Origin of the sequence: Propionigenium maris DSM 9537, from assembly GCF_027925155.1 — a bacterium.
Lineage (GTDB): Bacteria > Fusobacteriota > Fusobacteriia > Fusobacteriales > Fusobacteriaceae > Propionigenium > Propionigenium maris.
Genome location: NZ_BSDY01000004.1, coordinates 46,440 through 68,819 on the forward strand (window position 1 = coordinate 46,440; position 22,380 = coordinate 68,819).

Genomic DNA, 22,380 nt, shown 5'->3' on the forward strand with positions numbered 1-22,380 from the left:
TAATATATTATTTCTTAGATTATCTCATACTTTTCCATATAAAAAAAGGGAGGCAACTCCCTTTAAAATTCTTTCCAGTCGATACCTCCATCATAGGTATTAGATTGTAAGTAAGCATAAATCTCTTTCAAAGTAGATGTTGAGCCCCCTGCATCTGGGGTCGAATCAGCCCAAAAAGCAAATTTAGCTACAGTTGTAGAGTCTTGATTAGCTTGATTAAAGTCTCTATTATCTAGAGGTCCATAAGTTATTCCTACTTTTTCATAAGTTAAATTTTTTCCAGGGACAATTCTCGGAACCCTTCCCTTGGAGTAAAACTCTTGAAATTCTGGTCTCACATTTTCAGTATTTATATCAAACATGTCATGTACATTTGTATTTCCAGTCTTCACCACAAACATTTGAGCTGCTGTTCTAAGATTTGCTAGATTCCCTTGAACATTGGCCACCTTAGCATCCTCAGTCACACCTGTAAACCTAGGCAGGGCTATTGCCGCCAGAAGACCTATTATGGCTATAGTTACCATTAACTCTATTAAAGTAAAACCTTTCCTTTTCATTCTGTACCTCCAAAATAATATCTAAAATTTATTCCTGCCTACTCTCTGTCCATATACCTCTGTAGAGAGTTAAATCAAAATTATAACTACCCAAAATATCCATTCTTTTATACTTTTCATTAGAATGCAAGTTTTCTTCAACTGTGGATTATATCATCCCCTCCAGAGAGTATCAATGGATTTTTTAAACTATTTAATTAAATTTTTCATAAAAACAACATGACGTTGCATCCCAATAATCAGCTGGAGCACTCATTACTTTACTCAATTTTATTAACTCTATACTTTCATTAACAATAAAAAAAGACTCCCATTAAAGGAGTCTCGTATTTTCTTCCATCTTAGACCTATACTCTGAAATTATCTCATCCACTTCATCATAGGGTCTAGCCAGATATAATACTACTACAATAATAAGTAAAACTATAAAGAAATTCAAGGTTCCTCCTAAGCTTTTAAGCTACTGAACCCCACGTACTACTAGATTATCTGCCTCTGTGAGGTTAAAAAATATGCGACAAAATTCCCAACATTCAGCTTCATCATCTTAACCCCTCCTTTCGTGATTTAAAAAATTCGATAACTCTACTTCCCAAATACCTCGACCGTTAGATTATTTTTCATAAAAATAATGATCACCTCCTTTTTGCTGCAACAAAGTCTAACTTATTTTTATAGCATATGCAAGAAAAAAAATCAAAAAGGAGCGTGACACTCCACCCTTACTAACCTTATGTAATTATTTTTTTATAAAATCAACCTATAATTTTATACTTTCCTTAACAAGAAAAAGCCCTTCTCTTTGAAGGGCTTTTTCTAAATCAATTATTTATATTACTTTAAAAGATCATTTTCCTCTATATATCTTTCCAGAAGCTCTATCACCAGACTGTGTCTCGTTCTTTTCTTAGGTCCCGATGCTATATTCATCAGATCTCTCAGATACTCCACCTCTGGCTGAGGCCCCTTTATCTTTATATCCTTAGTAAGATTGGAATCATAATCCCTGTATGCTGGTTTCCCTTCCTTCTTTCTTAACTCACTCACTCTTGATTTTACGGCTTTCTTCTCCATCTATATCATCTCCTTTGGGGTACTGTGTCAAAATAAAGTAACAATCTATTCTACCATAAATCCCGAATATAGTTTACTTTAAACTTTGCTCCCTCTAGTACTCCCCCTTCTCTCCAATGGGCAGAAGCCCCTTATAGATTATATCTCTACCTACCAGTTCAAACTGCAGGGGATATATCTCCACTCCCCTCTCTATTGCTTCATAGAAGGTATCACTGAACTTCGGGTCCGTTTCCCACTTTGGTCTGAAGTAATCGGAACTTCTGAGAACAAGAAGAACTACAGCTGCCCTGTTCCCAGCCTCCTTCAGTTCTATGAGCTCATTTAGATGCTTAACTGCCCTTACACTGGGGGCATCTGGGAAAGCTGCAACCCTGTCCATGGAAAGGGATACTCCCTTTATCTCTACCCAGATCTTATCACCATCCTTTTCCAAAAGATAGTCGATCCTGCTCTTTCCATACTTTACCTCTGCCTTGAGGGAATCCACTTCTCCAAAGGGAGACACTTCCGGGTCATTCAGGAGGTTTTGAGAGATATACCTGTGATGGGCAGAGTTTATAAGTATATCCTCCCCATCTGAAGCCTCAGCACTTATCATATCCCACTTGGTTTTCCTGTTGGGGTTTTCTGCCCTTCTTATCTTTACACTGTTCTCAGGAAAGAGAAGCTCCTGCAGCCTCCCTGAATCATGTACGTGTACTATCTCCTCCCTTCCGTCTTCTAACCTCACATTTGCCACAAACCTGTTTGGCCTGTCTATAAACTTAGCCTCTGTATCCCAAGGCACCTCATATATCTTCTTCACATCCTACTCCTTATAAACACCTTAATCGCTTATAATAACTATACCAAATATCTCACAAAACATAAAGGCAAGGCCATAAGCCCCTCCAAAGAAAAAGCTGCCCCTATAGGCAGCTTCTACCTGCTTTTCCTCTACTTATACAGGGGAAACCTCTTAGCCAGCTCCCTTACACTCTCCCCTATATCCTCTACTATCTCCATATCATCGATATTGTTAACCACCTCAAGGATATACTGGGCAACTTCCCTCATCTCCTCCTCCTTCATCCCTCTTGTTGTAAGAGCAGGAGTTCCTATCCTTATTCCACTTGTAACCATAGGGCTCTCTGTATCATAGGGAATCCCGTTTTTATTCACTGTAATGTGTGCCCTTCCAAGGACCTCCTCCAGTTTCTTTCCTGTAATCCCCTTCTTCCTCAGATCCACCAACATCATATGGTTGTCTGTACCGCCACTCACTATATCCAGGCCGCCTTTTTGGAGCTCCTCTGCTAGAACCTTGGCATTTATTATAACCTGCTTCTGGTACTCTACATATTCAGGGGTGAGAGCTTCCTTAAGAGCTACAGCTTTTGCAGCTATAGTATGCATTAGTGGCCCCCCCTGTATTCCAGGGAATATTGCCTTGTTTATCTTTTTGATTATCTCCTCATCGTTGGTCATGATCATTCCTCCACGGGGACCACGAAGGGTTTTATGGGTAGTGGTGGTTACTACATGGGCATAGGGAATAGGGCTGGGATGGACTCCAGCAGCCACAAGGCCTGCTATGTGTGCCATATCCACCATGAGGTAAGCTCCCACTTCATCTGCTATCTCCCTGAATCTTTTAAAATCTATGGTTCTTGAGTAGGCACTTGCTCCTGCTATAATAATCTTTGGCTTATGCATGAGAGCCAGGGTCTCTACCTCTTTATAGTTTATCCTTCCGCTTTCCTCCTCAACACTGTAGGATGCCACCCTGTATTCCTTTCCTGAAAAGTTCACACTCTTACCGTGGGTCAGATGTCCCCCGTGATCCAGCTTCATTCCAAGGATGGTATCTCCAACTTCTATGAGGCCCTTATATACAGCCATATTTGCCTGGGAACCTGAGTGGGGCTGAACATTTACATACTTCACCTTAAAGAGTTCCTTAGTTCTCTCAATAGCAAGTTTTTCTGCTACATCTACATACTCACATCCCCCGTAATACCTTTTATCGGGATACCCCTCAGCGTATTTATTGGTCAGTACACTCCCGGTTATCTCCATTACTGCTTTAGATACAAAGTTTTCAGAGGCAATGAGCTCTAAGCCATACTCCTGCCTGTCCTCCTCCCTCTTTACTGCATCGTATATCTCCTTATCTATCCTCTTTAAATTTTCAAAATTCATTCTATCTCCCCCTTAAAAGAACCTTTAAATATCAGTTACGGAAATTTACTCCTCTTCCTTTTTTAAGTTCTTCTTACAAGTTTGTACTGAGTACACCTACATTATATATAGTTTACAGGATAAGTCAAGTATACTTTCTAAGCAAAATAAAAGAAGCTAGTAAAGATTTTACTACCCTCTTATATTCTCATATTATAAAATCAGCCTGAAATTATACCTACATAAGTGTAGAACATGTTTTTGCCTTTATTGTCATCAGCTTCAAGCTCTTAAAGTACTCCCTAATAATCACAATGCTCCATTCATCCAGTAATGCCCAGTCACTGCTATAGGATATTACCTTTGGATGGTTGGCATATCTCAGTTCCCATATTCCTGTTTTGCCGTTGTGGCTTATCTTTATACTCTGTCTCCTCACATCCATAAGCTTTCCCTCCCAATTTCAGTTATTTTCCAGGCTGATTTTAATATAATAATAGGAAGGTTAGGGATAATTTCCTCTTAATTTTAAAATTTCTTCTTAAAAAAAGAAGGTAGGGTTTTCTTGGAACCCTTACCTTCCCTCTGAATACTATTTAAAATCTACTACCTTTTCTTCACCTAAAAATATCCTCACTTCCTTGGGCTTCGTCTGGGAGACTACCCTTCCCTTTCTGATAGAGTACATTACGCTGGATAGTCCTTTGATTTTGTCGACCTTCCCTGAAATTTTTATTTGAGCTATGGTTAATTCCCTCTTTTACTAGGATTTTCTTGTCTTCTGTGCCTTTCACCTTAAAAATTTTACTTTTTCCATAGAACCTCCACTCTTTCCTAGCTCCCTAAATGTGATTAGTTATTCACTAGAAAACATAGGTCCCCCTCTAATTCCTCCATTATGTCTCTAAATACCTCTCTATTTCTTAGGACTATTCTTCTTCCCCTGGAAGTTATTGTATAAAATTTTTCCACCTTAAGAAGAAACCCCGCCTCTATCATCTTTTTCATCGTTCTGCAGATATAGCCCCTGTCCCTGATCAGTATCTCCTGAAGCTCCTTTATCATCCTGGGCTTATTAAAGATAACCTCTAAGATAAGCGCTTCATTAAAGGTTATATCAACATCCTCCTCACTGAAGATAGTCCTGCACCTGCTATAGATCTTATTCATCTCCAAAACTCTTTCCACTTTTTCTCCCCCAAACACACAAATTAACGCTATCTTCTTCCAAACCTATTATATACCAAATAAAAAATCATTTTTGTATACTTTATTGACATTCAAGGAAAGGAAAAATTATGTATCACCTGTATAATTTTTCTGACCATTAAATTTATTTTTTTGCATATATGCTGCAGATTATTAAATAGATTTTAAGTTATATTTAAGGAGGTGGATATGAAAGATCGATTAAAGATTTTAAAAAGTTTTCTCCCCCCTGAAGCCTCTGAAAGACTAAGGATCAAAAAAATTTCTCAGGGAGAGCTCATCCTCCCCTCCCTTGATGGGAGTATCTTTTTTATTCAAAAAGGTTCCATAGGTGCTATAAGCCACTATGAAAAACGTGAGTACTTTCTTCCATTAAAATTTAGACCTGGAGATATTGTTGGTTTGCTTAAAAGCATTTTTGTTGAAAAAAGCTGGTGGGAGTTTATAGCTATCACAGATGCAGAGATTATCCTATTTCCCAGAGATATTGTGGATAACTACCTCTTAAACAACTTCGCTGCCTATAAGCACCTTACAAGGGAAGGGATTTATATTACCGAAAGATTAGCCCAAGCCCTTCATATACAAGTTCAGGGAGGTGCAAGAGCCCTCTTTGCCTACGGCCTTGTAGAATACTCTATTAACAATGAATACAAGTATATAAAATATGAAAATGTGGCTAAAACCCTTAATATTACCAGGGCCAGACTCTATAAAATAGAAGAAGAATTCACTAAAAAGGGACTCATAAGGAAGGAACGGAAAAAGATAATCATATTAAATAGGGAGGGGCTTAAGGATTACTACCGGGAGTTTCTCTTTATGGAATAATCAAAAAAAACAAAAAAAGCCTGCCAGCCGGCAGGCTCAATGAGCTTATCTAGGTGTTACGTTAGAAGCTTGTGGTCCTTTTTGTCCTTCAGTGATCTCGAAAGTTACTTCCTCGTTCTCCTCAAGAGTCTTGAATCCAGGCTTGTTGATCTGAGAGAAGTGTACGAATACATCGTTTCCTTCCTCACAAGTGATGAATCCAAATCCTTTTTCTGCGTTGAACCATTTAACCGTTCCGTTTACCATTTGTAAATCCCTCCATAATATTCTTAAAAGTGTATTTAGAGTCGAAGTATATCCACTCTAAATTAATGCTAGGAGTATACCACACCTTTTACCCTATGTCAATTTTAATAGATAGATCATTTTTCCTAACTTACCTCTACGGCATTGTCTACCTCATGACCCATAGCCACCTTAAGAGCTACTATAGCTACCTCCAGCTGATCCATATCCGGTTCCTTGGTGGTAATCTTCTGAAGGTTAAGCCCAGGGGCTGCAATAGCCTTCACCCAGCCCTTATCCAGGTTTTTACTGCTGTACCTCTGGAACTCATAGGAGATTCCAGCTATAAGAGGCATAAATGAGATTCTCAGAACTACTCTTAACCCTAACTTTCCCAATAGTGTCACTGGCGTCGGAAGGATGAAGTCTAGAGCTGTAAATGTTAAGATTGAACAAAACATTACAATCAAAAGAAAACTCGTTCCGCATCTGGGATGAAGGGTTGTATATTTTTTAGCATTTTCAGGAGTAAGATCCATACCATTTTCAAAGGTATAGATAGATTTATGCTCCGCCCCGTGATACTGATACACCCTCTTTATATCCTTTGAAAAGGAGATAAGCCATATGTAGAGCACAAAGAACGCCAGTCTAAGCACCGCCTCTAGCAGGTTGGCTTTAACGGTACTATCTGCAAATAGCCACCCACCTATAAGAGATGGAAGAACCATAAATAGTCCTATCCCCAGAAGAAGGGCTCCACCCACAGTAAGGATTAGCTCCTTATCTGAAAGCTCCTCCTCGGTATCCTCTGCCTGGTTGGCTGAAAAGGTAAGCTCCTTGGTCCCCTCTATCATTGTATTAAATAGAAGAATTGCTCCCCTGAGGAAAGGTATCTTGGATAGCTTACTTCCGTTTTTTTTCTGTGTATTTTTTCTATATACTATACTTCCGTCGGGACGACGTACAGCTGTAGCCAAGGCTTCAGGGCCCTTCATCATAACCCCTTCAATTACAGCCTGTCCCCCCACTGTTACTTTCTTTTCACTCATATCATCACCTATTCTTTACTAGTTTTAGTAAGGAAATTATACCACATTATCCGTTTTTTTCATAGATTCCTCCCTTCCCCTGAAATTCTCTCCCATAACTCTATAAGTCTAACTTACACTTCCCCTACCTTCTATGGATTTTTTATAAAATTCAATCCATCCACCAGTCCCTGTATTTTCTAACATTGGAGGCTACTTTTCTTTACTATACCATTATTTTTTCTAATTATTAAAAAAAATAAATTTGACATCTGTCTAAATTAGGTGTACCATTATCTCAAATAAACAAACAAAGGGAGGATAAAGATGTTTATAAAAATTTCAGCTATTTCAACTACAATCCATCAACACCATCATATATAAGGTTTGTGTCTTAGGTTCATCATAGATACAGACCCATGTTGCGTTTCACTTTAAAACCTGGGTCTCTATCTATGATGGGTAGCTGTAAAACATCTTTTGTTCACTTAGCCATCTAGATAATTTCTAGATGGCTTTTTTTATTTTAAATTTCCTGGCCAGGAAAAAAGTTATCTGGAAATACTGATGCTTAAAAAATAACTTTAATGGAGGGAATATTATGAAAAAATTAGTTGTATTTTTATTGGGAATTCTTGTTCTATCAACTACCGCTCTTGGATTCTTCGGAGGAGGGAAGGATACCCTGGAAAAGATAAAAAAAGAGGGAAGATTTGTAGTGGGACTGGACGACACCTTTGCTCCCATGGGATTCAGGGATGAAAATGGAGAGATCGTAGGTTTTGATATAGACCTTGCCAAGGAAGCTGCCAGAAGGATGGGAGTAGAGGCTGAGTTTAAGCCTGTTGACTGGGATGGTGTAATATTCGAGTTAAAGAGCAAGAAGATCGACATGGTATGGAATGGAATGACTATAACTGAGGAGAGGAAGAAGCAGATTGCCTTCTCCGATACCTACTATACAGGGGAGCAGATTGCTATCACAAGGGCTGGCTCTGATATAAAGAGTATCTCAGACCTTGCTGGAAAAGTGGTGGGAACTCAGATGGGAAGTACATCCTACTTCGCCCTTGAAAAGAATCCGGTATTCTCCAGTGTTAAGGATGTAAAGAAGTACACCTCCAATGTAGAGGCACTGCTGGATCTTGAAGCTGGAAGGATAGAGGCTGTTATCATCGATTCCATGGTGGGTAGATACTATGCTACAAAGAAGGAAACTAAAGAAGGAAAGGATATCTTTGCCTTTGTTGATGATTCCCTTGCTGATGAGTATGTGGGAATTGGTATAAGAAGGGAGGACCAGACCTTGGTTGCCGAGATAAACAGAGTTATGGACGAGATGAAGGCAGATGGTACATTTGACACAATCTATGCAAAGTGGTTTGGGAGGTAGGAGTTATGGACAATATGCTCATCTATATAGTTAAGGGACTGGGGATTACAGGAAGGCTTTATGCCTTCACTGCCCTCCTCTCCCTCCCCCTGGGAGTCATCATGGCCCTTGGGCAGACATCTAAAAATAAGATATTAAAGAGGAGTATCACTCTATATACCTGGATATTTAGAGGTTCCCCCCTCCTTCTTCAGTTGTTCTTTGTGTATTACGGACTTCCCGTTATGGGTATCACCTTAGGACCCCTTACTGCAGCTACCCTTACCTTTGTGCTGAACTATGCTGCTTACAACTGTGAGATATTGAGGGGGGGCATCTCCGGAATAGACAAGGGCCAATATGAGGCTGCTAAGGTATTAGGGTTTGGTTACTGGCAGACTATGTTTAAGATTATCCTGCCCCAGTCTATGAGGACCTCTCTACCGGCCCTCTCCAATGAAGCAATAGCTCTTGTTAAGGATACAGCTCTGGTCTCAGTCATTGGAATAGGGGAGATCCTGAGAAACTCCAGGGAGATAGTTACAAGGGATTTCACCATTATGCCCTTTATCCTTTGTGCCCTGGTTTATCTTCTCCTCTCATCTGGAATAGTTCTTATCTTTAAATATATGGAAAGGAGGGTGGCAATCTAATGATCAGTGTAAAAAAACTCTATAAATCCTTTGGGGATACAGAGGTCTTAAAGGATATTAACTTTGATGTGAAAAGGGGAGAGGTTGTCTCCTTTATAGGCCCATCAGGAAGTGGAAAATCAACCCTCCTAAGGTGCCTTATAGATCTGGAGGAGATAAATTCCGGAAAGGTTACCGCAGATAGCAGCCCCCTCTTTCAGGATGATATCAATATAACAAGGGAGAAGAGGAGGGAGGTCCTCTCTCAGATGGGAATAGTCTTCCAGTCATTTAACCTCTTCCCCCACATGACTGTCCTGGAAAATATAACTATGCCCCTTATTACTGTAGATGGATGGAAGAGGGAGGAGGCCAAGAGAGAAGCTGTTAGACTATTAGAGGTAGTTGGACTTTCAGACAAGGCAGACTCCTACCCCAGAGAGCTTTCTGGAGGCCAGAAGCAGAGGGTAGCCATAGCCAGAGCTCTGGCTAAAAATCCCAAGATTCTTCTCTTCGATGAGCCTACCTCGGCTCTGGATCCAGAGATGGTCAAGGAGGTCTTGAATGTAATCTCCTCTCTGAAAGATCTTGATATCACTATGCTCATAGTGAGCCACGAGATGGAATTTATCAAACAGGTTTCAGACAGGGTCTTCTTTATGGAGGAGGGAAGAATCCTTGCAAGTGGATCCCCCAACTCCCTCTTTAAGGATGCAGAGAGTGAGAGAGTTACTCAGTTCTTAAACTGCTTAAACTTTTAATTCACTTGAATTTATCTATATTTCCCCTATATTTTCCACATATCTCCTTTATATTAGCTTTATATTTTTTATATAGTATACTCTTAGAAATCTTTTGGGAGGGAACTATAGACAGAAAAAAGGAGGAGCTTTCACAGGGAGGGGGGATAGAAGTTTAAAGGAATATATTTAATTAATCTTCCCTTGGAGGTGGCCCCTCCAAGGGAAATTTCTGTTCTTTTTGAACACTAGCTACAATCACTATAAAATACTTTAGGAGGATTCATCATGTTTTTTAACCCCGTTTTAATATCAGTACTCACAATGATTGTACTGTGCTTACTTAACTTAAATGTTATCCTGGCAATACTTGCCTCAGCCCTAGTGGCAGGAGTGGTAGCAGGTATTCCTGTATCGGAGACTATGAATATTTTAATTGCCGGAATGGGAGGGAACTCCGAAACCGCCCTCAGCTATATACTCCTTGGAGCCCTTGCAATGGCTGTAAATAAAACTGGTCTGGCTACCATCCTGGCTCAGAAGATCTCATCCATAGTTGGAGGAAGAAAATCCTTCCTTCTCTTGATTATAGGGCTTATAGCCTGCTTCTCCCAGAACCTGATCCCTGTGCACATTGCTTTTATTCCAATACTTATCCCGCCCCTTCTTAAGCTTATGAACCTTATGAAGATAGACAGAAGAGGAGTGGCCTGTGCCCTTACCTTTGGATTAAAGGCTCCCTATATAGCTCTTCCTGTTGGGTTTGGACTGATCTTCCACACGATAATCAGGGATCAGATGACTGCAAATGGTATCGAGGTTTCCCTGGATATGATCTGGAAGAGTGTATGGATCCTTGGGTTTGGAATGTTCCTGGGGCTGATCACAGCTGTATTCCTATCCTATAGGGGGGACAGGGAGTACGCTGAAGCTCAGTTTGAGAAGGAGGAGGAGATAGAGGATCTCAAGATGGGGAAAAGCCACTATATCACCCTCTTAGCTGCTATCCTAGCCTTTGTGGTTCAGCTTACAACAGGCTCTCTACCCCTGGGAGCCATCTGTGCACTGGCTATTATGACTGCTACCAAGGTTCTTGACTGGAACAAGCTCGATGATATCGTTGCAGGCGGAATTGGGATTATGGGATTCATAGCCTTTGTTATGCTTGTAGCTGCAGGCTTCGGTGATGTCCTTAGAGCTACAAACTCCATTGAACCATTGGTTGAGGGAGTAGTGGGAATCGTTGGAGGAAGTAAGCTCTTGGGAGCTGGTCTTATGCTTCTCATAGGTCTCTTTGTTACAATGGGAATTGGTACCTCCTTTGGTACTATCCCTATCCTGGCAGCTATCTACTGTCCCCTGGCTTCAAGCCTTGGGTTCTCCCCAGCTGGAATAATTGTCCTTATAGCAGCTGCAGGAGCCTTGGGAGATGCAGGTTCCCCTGCTTCAGATTCCACCCTTGGACCTACCTCTGGTCTAAATGCCGATGGACAGCACAACCATATTTGGGATACCTGTGTTCCTACCTTCCTCCACTACAATATCCCCCTTATAGTATTTGGAGTAGTAGGAGCAATCCTATTCTAAAGCAACAGAAAAGAGCTTCCGGAATCTTCCGGAAGCTCTTTTTTATTTAAATCCTTATAATTTTAAGCTTATGAATAAATTCTTTATAAAGTTTTAGTGAGTCGAATCATACGGCTTACCAGATGCACTTGGTGCCACTGCCTTACCTACTACTCCAGCTAGAGCTAGAAGAGTTAGAACATAAGGTATCATCTGGATAAACTGTGGTGGAATGAAGTCCACATACTGCTGGATAAGTGTCTGTCCAGCATCTGCAAATCCGAATAGTAGACTTGCTGCAAGTACACCCTTTGGTGTCCACTTACCAAATACAAGGGCTGCCAGGGCGATGAATCCTCTACCTGCTGACATCTCCTTAGTAAACTGTGAAAGAGCTCCAATTGAAAGGTATGCTCCTCCTAATCCTGCAAGTACTCCAGACATTACCACACTGAAGTATCTTACCTTAGCTACATCGATTCCCACTGTATCTGCAGCTAGAGGGTGCTCTCCTACTGCTCTCATTCTAAGACCTGTCTTAGTCTTATAAAGGAAGTAGTGAGACCAGAAAGCCACAACATAGATCAGCAGTACAATTATAGAGATATTTCCTATAGTTCCTACCTTAGGAACAGTAGGAGTATTTCCAGACTGGTTAAATAAAACTCTCAGCATAAACACTGTAAACCCTGAAGCAAACAGGTTAATTGCTACTCCAGATACAGTTTGGTTACCCTTATACTTAATACTTAGTACTGCGTGGATAAGAGCCATTAATCCTCCAGCTATCATTCCACCTAAGATACCGATATATGGGTTCCCTGTATAATAAGAAACTACCGCCGCTGAAAAGGCTCCCATCAGCATCATTCCCTCTAGTCCTATATTTACAACTCCTGCTACCTCAGAAAACATTCCACCTATAGCAGTGATGAGAATAGGTGCTGCCTGTCTGATCGTTGCCATTAACAAACTAATTAACATATGCACTATTCACTCACCTTCTTTCTCTCTAATATTACCTTAAACATATTCTCTGCCGCAATTAACAGGATTATTATAGCCTGTAAAATAATTACTATCTGACTTGGTACCGTAGTATTAAACTGCATTGCTCTTCCACCAACTCTAAGAGAGGCAAATAATATTGCAGCTAAAACTGCTCCAACTGGATGGTTCTTTCCTAGAAGGGCAACTGCGATACCGTCAAAACCGTAGGATGCCATGATTCCCTGTCTGTAAGTATACTGACCTACACCACCAAGGATTCTCTCTGCTCCACCTAGAGCAGCAAGGGTTCCTGCTATTCCAAGGGATAGAGCTGTTATCCATGAAACGTTGATTCCGGCATTTTCCGCTGCTGTAGGATTGTTTCCTACTGCTTTTATCTCATATCCTAAGATCGTCTTTTCCATTATAAACCATACAGCAATTACTGCCAGGATAGCAACGATAAACCCTACATTGAATGCTTCTCTTGTGTGAGGCATAAGTTGAACAAGTCTTGCCGATTCAAATACTGGCGGTGTCTGAGGACTTGGTCCACTCGGTCCTCCCGCTTTTAGCGGATAGTTAAGAGAGTACTGCTCAAAGTTCATAGCTATATAGTTAAGCATGATTGTTGAGATTACCTCGTGCACCCCAAGCTTTGCTTTAAGGAATCCTGCAATTGCAGCCCACGCAAAACCTGCAGCACCTGCTAGTATAAGAATAACGAATACATTACTTACACCTGCATTCTTTACAAAGGCTCCTACAGCTGCTGCTATAAGTCCTCCCATTATTACCTGTCCCTGTCCTCCGATATTGAACATCCCAGCTTTAAAGGCAAATAGTACTGAAAGTCCTGTAAATATCATTGGGGTAGCTTCTAGCAGTGTTCTTGCTATTGCTCTCTGCCCTACAAAAGCTCCTGTAAACAGGTAGTAGTAAGCGTTTAAAGGATTTTCTCCCAGGTAACCAATTATCCCTGCTCCAATTATTAGAGCTATAAATACCGCAAGTACCGGTATTAGCATATCTTTTACTTTATTTTTCATCTAACTTACCCCCTGCCATAAGAATTCCAATCTTTTCTTCCGTTGCATCGGCTCTATCAAGAACTCCAGTCACCTTTCCTGCACACATAACTGCAATTCTATCGGATAAGTTCATTATTTCAGAAAGTTCTGCAGATACTACAAGTACTGCCTTTCCACTTTTCTTTTCCTCTAGTATCATCTTGTGAATAGACTCTATTGCCCCGATATCTACTCCTCTTGTAGGCTGAGCTATGATTATGAACTTGTGCTCCTTCTCAAGCTCTCTTGCTACGATTATCTTCTGCTGGTTTCCTCCAGATAACCTTCCAAATCCTACATTTATCTCTCTAGGTCTTACATCATATTTTTCCATGAAGTTCTTAGCTTCTTCTGCCATCTTAGCAAAGTTTAGAAGGAACTTGTTCTTAGAGTACTTTTCCTTGTGTACTCCAAAGGCAAAGTTATCCCTTACAGAGAACTCAGAAACTGCTGCTCTCTTAAATCTGTCCTCTGGAATATGTGCTACTCCCTCAAGGGTAATCTGCTTAGGTGTCTTTCCTAGTAGCGGAACCCCGTCTAGTACAACTGTTCCAGCTTCTGCCTTCATAAGACCTGTTAGAGCCTCTATAAGCTCCGTCTGACCAGATCCTTCTACTCCGGCAATACCAAGAACCTCTCCCTCTTTTATGCTGAAGCTTACCTCATCTACAGCTATTATACCCTTGTGGTTTTTCACTAGAAGGCTGTCTACATTTAGAAGTTCCTTACCCATTTCCACTTCAGGCTTTTCAGTTGTAAATAATACCGGTCTTCCAACCATGGCATTGGCTATCTTTTCCTTAGTTGCTTCTACTGTAGGGAAGTTAGCTACATCCTTTCCTCTTCTGATAACTGTGATGTTATCAGATATATCAAGTACCTCTTGAAGTTTGTGAGAGATAAAGATAATTGTTTTCCCCTCTGCAATCAGGTTATCCATTATCTTATATAGCTCCTTTACCTCTTGAGGAATAAGAACTGCAGTAGGCTCATCAAATACAAGAAGGTTTGCACCCTTAAATAGTATCTTTAAGATCTCTACTCTTTGCTGCATTCCTACAGAAAGATCAGAGATTGTTGCATCTGGATCTATCTCCAATCCATACTTTTCAGATACTCTTCTTACTTCCTCCCTAGCTGTAGCTAGGTCTAAGCTCATTCCCTTCTTAGGCTCTACTCCCAGTACCATGTTCTCAGCTACAGTTAGTGTAGGTACCAGCATAAAGTGCTGATAAACCATTCCTATTCCTAGCTTAGCTGCCTCTCCTGGACCGTGGATATCTACTTTTTTTCCGTGGTAATAAACCTCACCTGAAGTTGGCTGATAAAGACCATTTAGTATCTTCATAAGGGTAGATTTTCCAGCCCCGTTTTCTCCTACGATGGCGTGCTTTTCTCCCTTTTCTATTTTCAAAGTGATGTCATCATTTGCAACAACCTTTCCCCCAAGGAAAGTTTTTCTGATGTTTTTCATCTCTAAGATATATTCACTCACCTGAAATCCTCCTAATTATCTTCATTTCTTGTTTCACTTATTTCTTTTGAGTTTCTATGACATTCTCTTTACAGTTTCAGCCACCCAGTTACAGAAGTTTTTACCAGTTCTCTTAGCTATCTCCACCACTGCTTCATGGGAGTGAGATTCCTTAGCTATTCCTGTAGCCATGTTTGTAATACAAGATATTCCTAATATCTCCATTCCAAGGTAGTTTGCCACTGTAGCTTCTGGTACTGTAGACATTCCTATAGCATCTGCTCCAAGCATGGTGAATGCTCTTACCTCTGCTGCTGTCTCGTAGCTTGGTCCAGTCGTTCCAAGGTATACTCCCTCTCTATACTCAATTCCCATCTCCTTAGCTGTTGCCTTAGCCAGCTCCTGAAGATCTTTGTTATAAGTGTTTGTCATATCTGGGAATCTAGGTCCAAATCTGTCATCGTTTCTTCCAATTAGTGGATGTGTCCCAAAGAAGTTAATATGGTCTGTGATAAGCATAAGTGTTCCCGGCTCAAAGTCCTTGTTAGATCCTCCAGCTGCGTTACTTACTACAAGCTTCTCTATTCCAAACTGCTTCATTACATAGATCGGATAAGTTACCTGTTTCATCTCATATCCCTCATAGAAGTGGAATCTTCCCTTCATTGCAAGTACCTCTACTCCACCGATCTTACCGAATACAAGCTTTCCAGCATGACCAGCAACTGTAGATACTGGGAAGTTAGGGATCTCCTCATAGTCGATCTCAACTCTTTCCTCTATATAATCTACTAGGTCCCCTAGTCCAGATCCTAAAATTATAGCAACCTTTGGTCTATACTCAACCTTATTTTGAAGATAGTTAACTGTTTCCATTACCTTATCGTACATGATTCCCTCCATATTAAATAGTTTTCACATATTCGTTTTCTTGTTTTTTTACAAACCCCATCTTTTCAAGATATTCAGCGTGATCCTTAGTTTTAGCCCTTGCATGAAGTTCCTTATATCCCTTAAGCAGAAGGCTGGTCTTATTCTTTTCTAGGAAATGCCTTGCTATCTTGAAATCTCTATATTCTTTTGTAACATAATCCATCTCTATATAAAAAGCTTCAGTACTTACTGCTTTCCCCACTAGTACTCCTGCTATATTATTGTTCCTTAGAAAATAATATGCCACCTTATCCTTATCCTCAGAGATATCGTAGTATTCCTCTATCTCCTCAATATTGCTATCTATAAAGTGTTTAAAGTACTTTGAATCCATCTCTGCTTCCACCATTGCAAAGTCTTCCTTCTTGGTATAGATAATATACAGATAATATATATCTATAAAAACTATTCCCAAGTTTAGAAGCCCCGTGGGCAGAGATCCTATCATAAAACCAAAGGTAGAGAACATTGCCCCGCCAAATAAGTTAATCCACCTCAGCTTTACTATCGAACTCATAGTTAAAGAAACCAATATGACTACTGAAGCCATGTAGCCAAACCAATCAATCCAGTTAATAGACATTTTACTCCTCCATTTACCAAGACTGCATCTTAAATTATATAAAAATCTTAAGATTTAGTCAATGCTATTTGTAATACTTACCTACATATATATATGCAATAAATACGTTTTCCTTTTATATATTATCACACTTCCAAAAAAACAATATGCCTTCTGTCCTATTTGTTCTATTTTTAGCTTAAAAACTCTTTTATAGCACAGAAAACACAGAAGTAGTGAAGAGGGATCAAAAAAAAATAACAGATCCTCAGCCTTTATTTATTTTTGCCAAAGTATCTGTTATTTTATGTCTAATTCTAATATTTGAAGTAATTATTCAGTATTTTTAAGGACCACAAAGGTCAGATCGTCTACCTGCTCATAGTCACCTCTGAAGACGTTTACAGCCTCTAGAATAGCTGCCTTTATCTCCTCTGCATTTCTGTCCTTATTTTCAAGAATTACATTTTTAAGTCTGTCTATACCAAACATATCACGACTGGAGTTTTCAGCCTCTGTAATACCGTCTGTATAGTAGAGAAGTACATCTCCCTTGGAAAGTTTTACCTCTCCCAGCTTATACTGGTAGTTAGGTACAAAACCAATGGCCACTCCCTTTACATTGTGTTCCACTACTCGCCCCTCATCAGCCTTATAAACTATAAGAGGGTTGTGTCCTGCATTGGAGTAATAGAGAGTTCTCGTAGAGTACTCATACTTACTGTGGAAGAGGGTTACAAACATATCCTCAGTTATATCTGGATAGATAATATCGTTCAGATCTGTAAGCATCTCCGATGGGTAGATATCCTTAATATTCAGTGTTTTAAGTACCGACCTTATAAGGGCCATCAGGAAGGCTGCTGGTACACCCTTACCGCTGACATCTGCTATTGTAACGGATACCCTGTTGTCATCCCTTACACAGTAGTCGTAGTAGTCTCCTCCGACCTCCTTGGCCGGCTCAAAGTAGTTGGCTATCTCTAGACCAAACACCTTATTTATCTCCTTTGGAAGGATTCTCTTCTGGATTCTGGATGCTACCTCCAGCTCCTGAGACAGTCTTTCCTTTACAAGGAGCTCAGCATAGATCTGGGCATTATTTATAGCACTGGCCACCTGAATAGCCAGAGCAGAGATAGTTTCCTCATCGCTATCCACAAGTTTTTGCTTGTCCTCAATGATATAGATTACCCCTAGCTCCTTCCCCTTAACATTCAAGTCGGAGATTATTACCGTCTCCTCTGCATCTACCTTAAATCCCTTGGAAAGGTCCTCATAAATATTTCTGTAGTCCTCCCTGTTAAACTTCTCAAGGGTTTCCTGTGGATAGCTCAGGTTCCCCTTAAACATTATATTACCCTTGGTTTTCTTGTTTACCAGTTCCCCCTCTTCCCAGAGGTAGAGGGATATCTTCTTGGCACCAGTAAGCACAAAGTAAGCATCCAGTATTATATCTATTATTCTTTCCAGCTCTATTATTGAAAGAACTGTTCTGGCCACTGCATTTAGGTTGGAGAGGTTGGCTACTCTCTTTTCCAGGATCTGGTTACTGTACTCAAGCTGGGTGGATTTTTTTATGAGGGTATCATAGGTTATATCCAGTTCCTTTCTGTACTCCCTCAGCTCATCTATGGAGTTTTCCAGTTCCCTGTCCTGCTTTCTTATCTGATCCAGGGTAGATTCATACTCCTCCTGTACCTCCTCGGAGCCGTGTTCAAGCTCCTCCTTATCCCTAAGCCTTTTCAGCATAGTCAGCATCTCATTGTTATATCTCTGATGTATCTTTCCTGCCACTACTCCTAAAATTACAATCCAGGTAAATGTCACCAAGACAAATAGCATTACTGAATCCCCCAATCTAAGCTTCTCTGCTTCTTAACTTCTTTCTTTTCCTCTATTCCACGGGCTTTTACCTGAGTTCTTTCAAGAACATCCTCTAAAAGTATTCCCTCCTCTATGATCACAAGGTTTTCAAGGGTCGTCTCTGTTATCCTTATCCTCATATCATAACCCTTGTAGTATCCTCTCAGGGTATCTCCTCCGTGGTAGAATACATATTCCCCGTCACTTACTGTATATCCCTTTAACCTGCTGCTCTCAAGGATCAGAATAGGGGTAGCAAAATCTCCTCTTACTGCCACTAACTCCCTTATATCCTTTTCATCTAGGTTTTCAAGGTAGAGAGGCTCCTCTATACTCTGAAGCTCCCTTGAGATTCCAGTTGGATTAAAGAGATCTATCTCCTTTGAGGCCCAGTATCTCTCTCCCTTGCTGTGATCTGCATAGGGATCATCTATCTTCACCACAAGGCTGAGCCTCATGGCATTGAGCACCTGGAAGAACTCCTTCCTCTCGTTTCTTACTTCCTCCATGAGTCTCTGCTTATCCAACTCAGTATAGATCTTATTTCCGTCAAACTCACCCTCTTTGTTGGTTACAGTAAGCCAGAAGTACACCTGCTTATTTAGGTAGGACTGAATACTTCCGCCCCTTTCAGTAACTGCCACATCTATACTACTGTCGATCTCTGCTCTCTGGAAGGTATCTAAGTCCGAAGCAGTCTTTATATAGAGCTCCTCATCATCTAGGAACTCTCCCCTTTTAAACTTTTCCAGGGAAGCATAGAGCTCCTGAGATACAAGGAGGTTCAGACTCTTATTTTCAAGAAGCATCTTCTTTCCTGCCAGCTCAAAGGCCTTGAAAAACTCTATTCTTTCATAGTAGTTTTCTGGAAACTCAACCTCATAGAGGTCTATATTGTTTCTTCCCTCCACTATCTTTTCATCCTTAAACTCTACCTTTTCATAAAGATCCTGCCTGGGGATAAAACTCTTACACCCCATTAAACTTGCCGTAATAGCTACAATTAAAAGTATTTTTTTCATATCCATCCCTTTCTCTTAAGATATAACCTCTACTATTCTTTCACTCAAGTAATCTATATCAAAGGGTTTTGGTATAAACTCCTCAATCTTTACTCCAAGGTTATCAATTACATTTTCCATATGGCTAAAAGCACTCAGCATAAATACTGGAACATTAGCATCTATCTTTCTTATCTTCTGTATTGCCTCTAAGCCATTCATCTGGGGCATCTGGATATCCAGTATAATAAGGTCCGGTTTCATGGTACTCACCATATCCAGACCTACTATGGCACTCTCTGCTTCTAAACAGTGGTACCCGATGTCCTCTATCACCTCTCGCAGGAGAAACCTTATGCTCATCTCATCATCTATTACCAATACTTTCTTCTTCGACATTCTTCCTTAGCCCCCTATACACTTCTTCAGCTACACTTAAAGGAACAACTTCTGCCAGCTCCTCTATGGTAGCTTCCCTTATTTTTTTTACCGACCCAAATCTCTTTATTAACTTTTCCTTTCGTATCTTTCCTACTCCAAGTATATCATCAAGTTCACTCTTTAAAACCCTCTTGCTTCTAAGGGTCCTGTGATATGTTACTCCAAATCTGTGAGCTTCATCTCTCAGCCTCTGAAGAATCCTCAAACTTTCATCGTTATCTGCAAAAATATATGGCACATTTTCACCCAGCTTAAAGATCTCCTCCTCCCTTTTAGCAATACTTATTATATCCAAAAAAACTTCCTTTTTCAATCCTTTGAGTATTTCTCCTACAGAACTCAGTTGCCCCAGTCCACCATCTATAAGGATTAGATCTGGAAGTTCATGCTCCTTGAGCTTGGAGTATCTTCTAATCATGACCTCCCTCATCATATGGAAGTCATCTGGAGTATCCTTGGTCTGTATCTTAAACTTCCTGTACTCCCTCTTGGCAAGTCTTCCCTCTATAGCCACAGACATGGAGCCCACAGCATCCTTTCCCTGGATATTGGAGATATCGAAACACTCTATCCTTCTGGGAACCCTTCTCAGCTCAAGGACCTCATAGAGCTGCATAAGCCCCTTTTCAAGGACACTCTTCTTCAGATAGTGATCCCTTATATCCTTCTCCAGGTTAAGATGGGCCATATTCAGGAGATCCAGCCTCCGGCTCTTTATCTTGGGAAAGTGAAGCTCTACACTCTTTTTCCTCTTACCTTCCCTCTTAAGGTTAAGCCATGAGGAGATGAGCTCTTCCTCCTCCTTATACTCCCCCTGAAAGGTTATATTGTCTGGTATGCCGTGCTTGGAGTAGTAGTCGGTAACTATCTCCTGGAAGAGATCTTCATAGATCTTTCCCTGAAGGTCTGTAGTAGAAGAGTTCTTCCCCAGTACCTTCCCCTCTATTATATTTAATACACAGAGGAAGAGCCTCCCTCCCTCAAGGGAGAAGATAAATATATCCTCCTCTATAGCCTTGCTGTACTCGGTAACCTGATTCTTCATCGCTGTTTCCAGCTCCTTCAGGTGATTCCTGTAGATGATCGCCTCCTCAAACCTCATCTCCTCAGAAGCTTTTCCCATCCTTACTCTTATATCTTCAATTACCTCTCCGCCCCTTCCCTTGAGAAGCTTCTTGGCATTTTCCACCTGCTCCCTGTATCTATCGCCGATATTCTTATAGGTACAGGGTCCCGGACAGAGATCCATAAAATATTTAAGACAAGGCCTGTCATAGGTCTTAGTCATATCCCTGTTACAGTCCCTTATCTTAAATATCTTTATAAGGGCTTTCTTCAGTTCCCAGACCCCTGCAGGATAGGGGCCAAAATAGTACCCGCTCTCTGTATTCAGTGCCTTTGTAGTTCTTATGACACTTATCTTGGGAAACTTCTCCTTGGAAAACCTTATATAGGGATAGGTTTTTTCATCCTTTAAAACTATATTGTACTTGGGAGTATACCTCTTTATGAGGTTATTTTCCAGGACCAGTGCATCCAGTTCTGTGTTGCATACTATGGTCTCTATAGCTTCTATATTTTTTACAAGCTCCCTTGTCTTTTCATCTCTGTGCTCCTTGTTAAAGTAGGAGTAGACCCTCCTTCTCAGGTTCTTGGCCTTTCCAATATAGATTATCTTATCCCCTTTTTTCATGAGATATACTCCTGGTTCAAGAGGGATATTCAATTCCTTCACATTTAATCTGCTAATCCCAATTTCCCCTTTCTTCCTCTCTGTGGCTCTTTATTACCTTGAGCCTGGAATTTTTACTGAACCTTTCAAAGAGATAGTTAATAAATGTAACCGATCTGTGCTTTCCGCCGCTACATCCTACTCCTATGGAAAGGTGGTTCTTTCCCTCTATGATAAAGTTTGGAATAAGAAACTCCAGCATATCCACCATCCTGTTGTAATACTCCTTGGAAACCTCTGGTTTCATCACATAGTCCCTCACCACCTGATCATTACCGGTTTTAGGTCTCAGCTCCTCTATATAGTAAGGGTTGGGCAGACACCTTACATCAAACATCATATCCAGATCGCTGGGGCTCCCATACTTAAATCCAAAGGACTGAAAGTGGACCACTATCTCCTTCCCCTCCTCTAGGGATATTACCTCCTCTATATTCCTTCTAAGGGTTACAGGTCTCGTATAGGATGTATCTATTATAAGATCCGCCTGGGCCCTTATATCGCTTATTAGCTCCCTCTCCCTCTCTATACTCTTGAGAAGGGTTTTTTCCGATACAGGATGTTTTCTTCTGCTCAGGTTATATCTGTTTAATATCACATTATCTTCAGCGTCCAAAAATATCACTGTATAGGTAACTCCATATTCCTTCATCTTCTCTATAACCTTATCAAACTCATTGATATCCTCAAAACTTCTGATATCCATTCCCAGGGCTAGCTTTTTTTCATTTAACTCTCTCTTCTTCACAGACTTGAGAAGCCTACTTCCCACAAGGTAAGGTACATTATCCACCACAAAGTAGTCCATATCTTCCAACGCATTGAGGGCTACAGTTTTTCCGGCTCCACTCATCCCTGTGACTATCACTACCTCTATACCCTTCATCTATCTCCCCCTGTATTTTGTA

Annotated in this window: 24 protein-coding genes; 5 read left to right on the forward strand and 19 right to left on the reverse strand. The window is 40.6% G+C overall.

The features are described 5' to 3' along the window. Window positions 1-62: 62 nt before the first annotated feature. From QMG11_RS04925 to QMG11_RS04955, 7 genes are all read right to left on the reverse strand, one after another. The gene (locus QMG11_RS04925; RefSeq protein WP_281833958.1) at window positions 63-560 is read right to left on the reverse strand and encodes a type II secretion system protein; all 498 of its coding nucleotides are present in this window, start codon (window positions 558-560) and stop codon (window positions 63-65) included. A gap of 313 nt (window positions 561-873) precedes the next feature. Further along, the gene (locus QMG11_RS04930; RefSeq protein ID WP_281833960.1) at window positions 874-999 is read right to left on the reverse strand and encodes a hypothetical protein; all 126 of its coding nucleotides are present in this window, start codon (window positions 997-999) and stop codon (window positions 874-876) included. 395 nt (window positions 1,000-1,394) lie between these two features. Further along, window positions 1,395-1,634 (reverse strand): hypothetical protein, encoded by a 240-nt coding sequence (locus QMG11_RS04935; RefSeq protein WP_281833962.1) that lies wholly within the window; start codon window positions 1,632-1,634, stop codon window positions 1,395-1,397. 94 nt (window positions 1,635-1,728) lie between these two features. Beyond that, window positions 1,729-2,442 carry a DNA/RNA nuclease SfsA gene (gene sfsA, locus QMG11_RS04940; protein WP_281833964.1) on the reverse strand — a complete coding sequence of 238 codons (714 nt, stop codon included), beginning with the start codon at window positions 2,440-2,442 and terminating at the stop codon, window positions 1,729-1,731. A gap of 131 nt (window positions 2,443-2,573) precedes the next feature. Continuing rightward, window positions 2,574-3,818, reverse strand: coding sequence for a serine hydroxymethyltransferase (gene glyA / locus QMG11_RS04945; protein ID WP_281833966.1), 1,245 nt, complete (start codon window positions 3,816-3,818; stop codon window positions 2,574-2,576). A gap of 217 nt (window positions 3,819-4,035) precedes the next feature. Next, window positions 4,036-4,242, reverse strand: a complete 207-nt coding sequence (locus tag QMG11_RS04950) for a hypothetical protein (RefSeq protein WP_281833968.1) — start codon at window positions 4,240-4,242, stop codon at window positions 4,036-4,038. Between the two features lie 407 nt (window positions 4,243-4,649). Further along, window positions 4,650-4,985, reverse strand: coding sequence for a winged helix DNA-binding protein (locus QMG11_RS04955; protein ID WP_281833970.1), 336 nt, complete (start codon window positions 4,983-4,985; stop codon window positions 4,650-4,652). Window positions 4,986-5,195: 210 nt separating this feature from the next. On the opposite strand from QMG11_RS04955, the gene QMG11_RS04960 reads away from it, so the two are divergent. After that, the gene (locus QMG11_RS04960) at window positions 5,196-5,837 is read left to right on the forward strand and encodes a Crp/Fnr family transcriptional regulator (protein ID WP_281833972.1); all 642 of its coding nucleotides are present in this window, start codon (window positions 5,196-5,198) and stop codon (window positions 5,835-5,837) included. Window positions 5,838-5,882: 45 nt separating this feature from the next. Here QMG11_RS04960 and QMG11_RS04965 read toward each other — a convergent pair whose 3' ends face one another. Then, complete coding sequence (locus QMG11_RS04965) at window positions 5,883-6,083, reverse strand: cold-shock protein (RefSeq protein ID WP_281833974.1); 201 nt, start codon at window positions 6,081-6,083, stop codon at window positions 5,883-5,885. A gap of 125 nt (window positions 6,084-6,208) precedes the next feature. Next, window positions 6,209-7,114, reverse strand: coding sequence for a DUF1385 domain-containing protein (locus QMG11_RS04970; protein ID WP_281833975.1), 906 nt, complete (start codon window positions 7,112-7,114; stop codon window positions 6,209-6,211). Between the two features lie 580 nt (window positions 7,115-7,694). Here QMG11_RS04970 and QMG11_RS04975 point away from each other — a divergent pair. From QMG11_RS04975 to QMG11_RS04990, 4 genes are all read left to right on the forward strand, one after another. Continuing rightward, the gene (locus QMG11_RS04975) at window positions 7,695-8,486 is read left to right on the forward strand and encodes an amino acid ABC transporter substrate-binding protein (protein ID WP_281833976.1); all 792 of its coding nucleotides are present in this window, start codon (window positions 7,695-7,697) and stop codon (window positions 8,484-8,486) included. Window positions 8,487-8,491: 5 nt separating this feature from the next. Beyond that, on the forward strand, window positions 8,492-9,118 hold the full coding sequence (locus tag QMG11_RS04980) for an amino acid ABC transporter permease (RefSeq protein WP_281833977.1): 627 nt from the start codon (window positions 8,492-8,494) through the stop codon (window positions 9,116-9,118). Continuing rightward, complete coding sequence (locus QMG11_RS04985) at window positions 9,118-9,858, forward strand: amino acid ABC transporter ATP-binding protein (protein WP_281833978.1); 741 nt, start codon at window positions 9,118-9,120, stop codon at window positions 9,856-9,858. Before QMG11_RS04980 ends, QMG11_RS04985 begins: the two co-directional genes overlap by 1 nt. A 264-nt stretch (window positions 9,859-10,122) precedes the next feature. Then, complete coding sequence (locus QMG11_RS04990) at window positions 10,123-11,424, forward strand: Na+/H+ antiporter family protein (RefSeq protein WP_281834334.1); 1,302 nt, start codon at window positions 10,123-10,125, stop codon at window positions 11,422-11,424. Window positions 11,425-11,517: 93 nt separating this feature from the next. On the opposite strand, the gene QMG11_RS04995 is transcribed toward QMG11_RS04990, so the two are convergent. From QMG11_RS04995 to rapZ, 10 genes are all read right to left on the reverse strand, one after another. Then, entirely contained in the window at window positions 11,518-12,387 is an 870-nt protein-coding gene (locus QMG11_RS04995; protein WP_281834335.1) for an ABC transporter permease, read from the reverse strand. A gap of 5 nt (window positions 12,388-12,392) precedes the next feature. After that, a complete protein-coding gene (locus tag QMG11_RS05000) occupies window positions 12,393-13,442 on the reverse strand; it encodes an ABC transporter permease (RefSeq protein WP_281833979.1) in 1,050 nt (349 codons plus the stop codon). Continuing rightward, window positions 13,432-14,958 carry an ABC transporter ATP-binding protein gene (locus QMG11_RS05005; RefSeq protein WP_281833980.1) on the reverse strand — a complete coding sequence of 509 codons (1,527 nt, stop codon included), beginning with the start codon at window positions 14,956-14,958 and terminating at the stop codon, window positions 13,432-13,434. Before QMG11_RS05005 ends, QMG11_RS05000 begins: the two co-directional genes overlap by 11 nt. Window positions 14,959-15,012: 54 nt before the next feature. Continuing rightward, the gene (locus QMG11_RS05010; RefSeq protein WP_281833982.1) at window positions 15,013-15,828 is read right to left on the reverse strand and encodes a purine-nucleoside phosphorylase; all 816 of its coding nucleotides are present in this window, start codon (window positions 15,826-15,828) and stop codon (window positions 15,013-15,015) included. 13 nt (window positions 15,829-15,841) lie between these two features. Next, window positions 15,842-16,453 carry a GNAT family N-acetyltransferase gene (locus QMG11_RS05015; RefSeq protein ID WP_281833984.1) on the reverse strand — a complete coding sequence of 204 codons (612 nt, stop codon included), beginning with the start codon at window positions 16,451-16,453 and terminating at the stop codon, window positions 15,842-15,844. Window positions 16,454-16,765: 312 nt separating this feature from the next. Next, on the reverse strand, window positions 16,766-18,277 hold the full coding sequence (locus tag QMG11_RS05020; protein WP_281833986.1) for a PP2C family protein-serine/threonine phosphatase: 1,512 nt from the start codon (window positions 18,275-18,277) through the stop codon (window positions 16,766-16,768). Next, window positions 18,277-19,320, reverse strand: a complete 1,044-nt coding sequence (locus tag QMG11_RS05025; protein WP_281833987.1) for a hypothetical protein — start codon at window positions 19,318-19,320, stop codon at window positions 18,277-18,279. Before QMG11_RS05025 ends, QMG11_RS05020 begins: the two co-directional genes overlap by 1 nt. 15 nt (window positions 19,321-19,335) lie before the next feature. After that, window positions 19,336-19,698 (reverse strand): response regulator, encoded by a 363-nt coding sequence (locus tag QMG11_RS05030; protein WP_281833988.1) that lies wholly within the window; start codon window positions 19,696-19,698, stop codon window positions 19,336-19,338. Further along, window positions 19,667-21,490, reverse strand: a complete 1,824-nt coding sequence (gene uvrC, locus QMG11_RS05035; RefSeq protein WP_373877217.1) for an excinuclease ABC subunit UvrC — start codon at window positions 21,488-21,490, stop codon at window positions 19,667-19,669. Before uvrC ends, QMG11_RS05030 begins: the two co-directional genes overlap by 32 nt. Next, the gene (gene rapZ / locus QMG11_RS05040; RefSeq protein WP_281833989.1) at window positions 21,486-22,358 is read right to left on the reverse strand and encodes an RNase adapter RapZ; all 873 of its coding nucleotides are present in this window, start codon (window positions 22,356-22,358) and stop codon (window positions 21,486-21,488) included. Before rapZ ends, uvrC begins: the two co-directional genes overlap by 5 nt. Window positions 22,359-22,380: the final 22 nt, after the last annotated feature.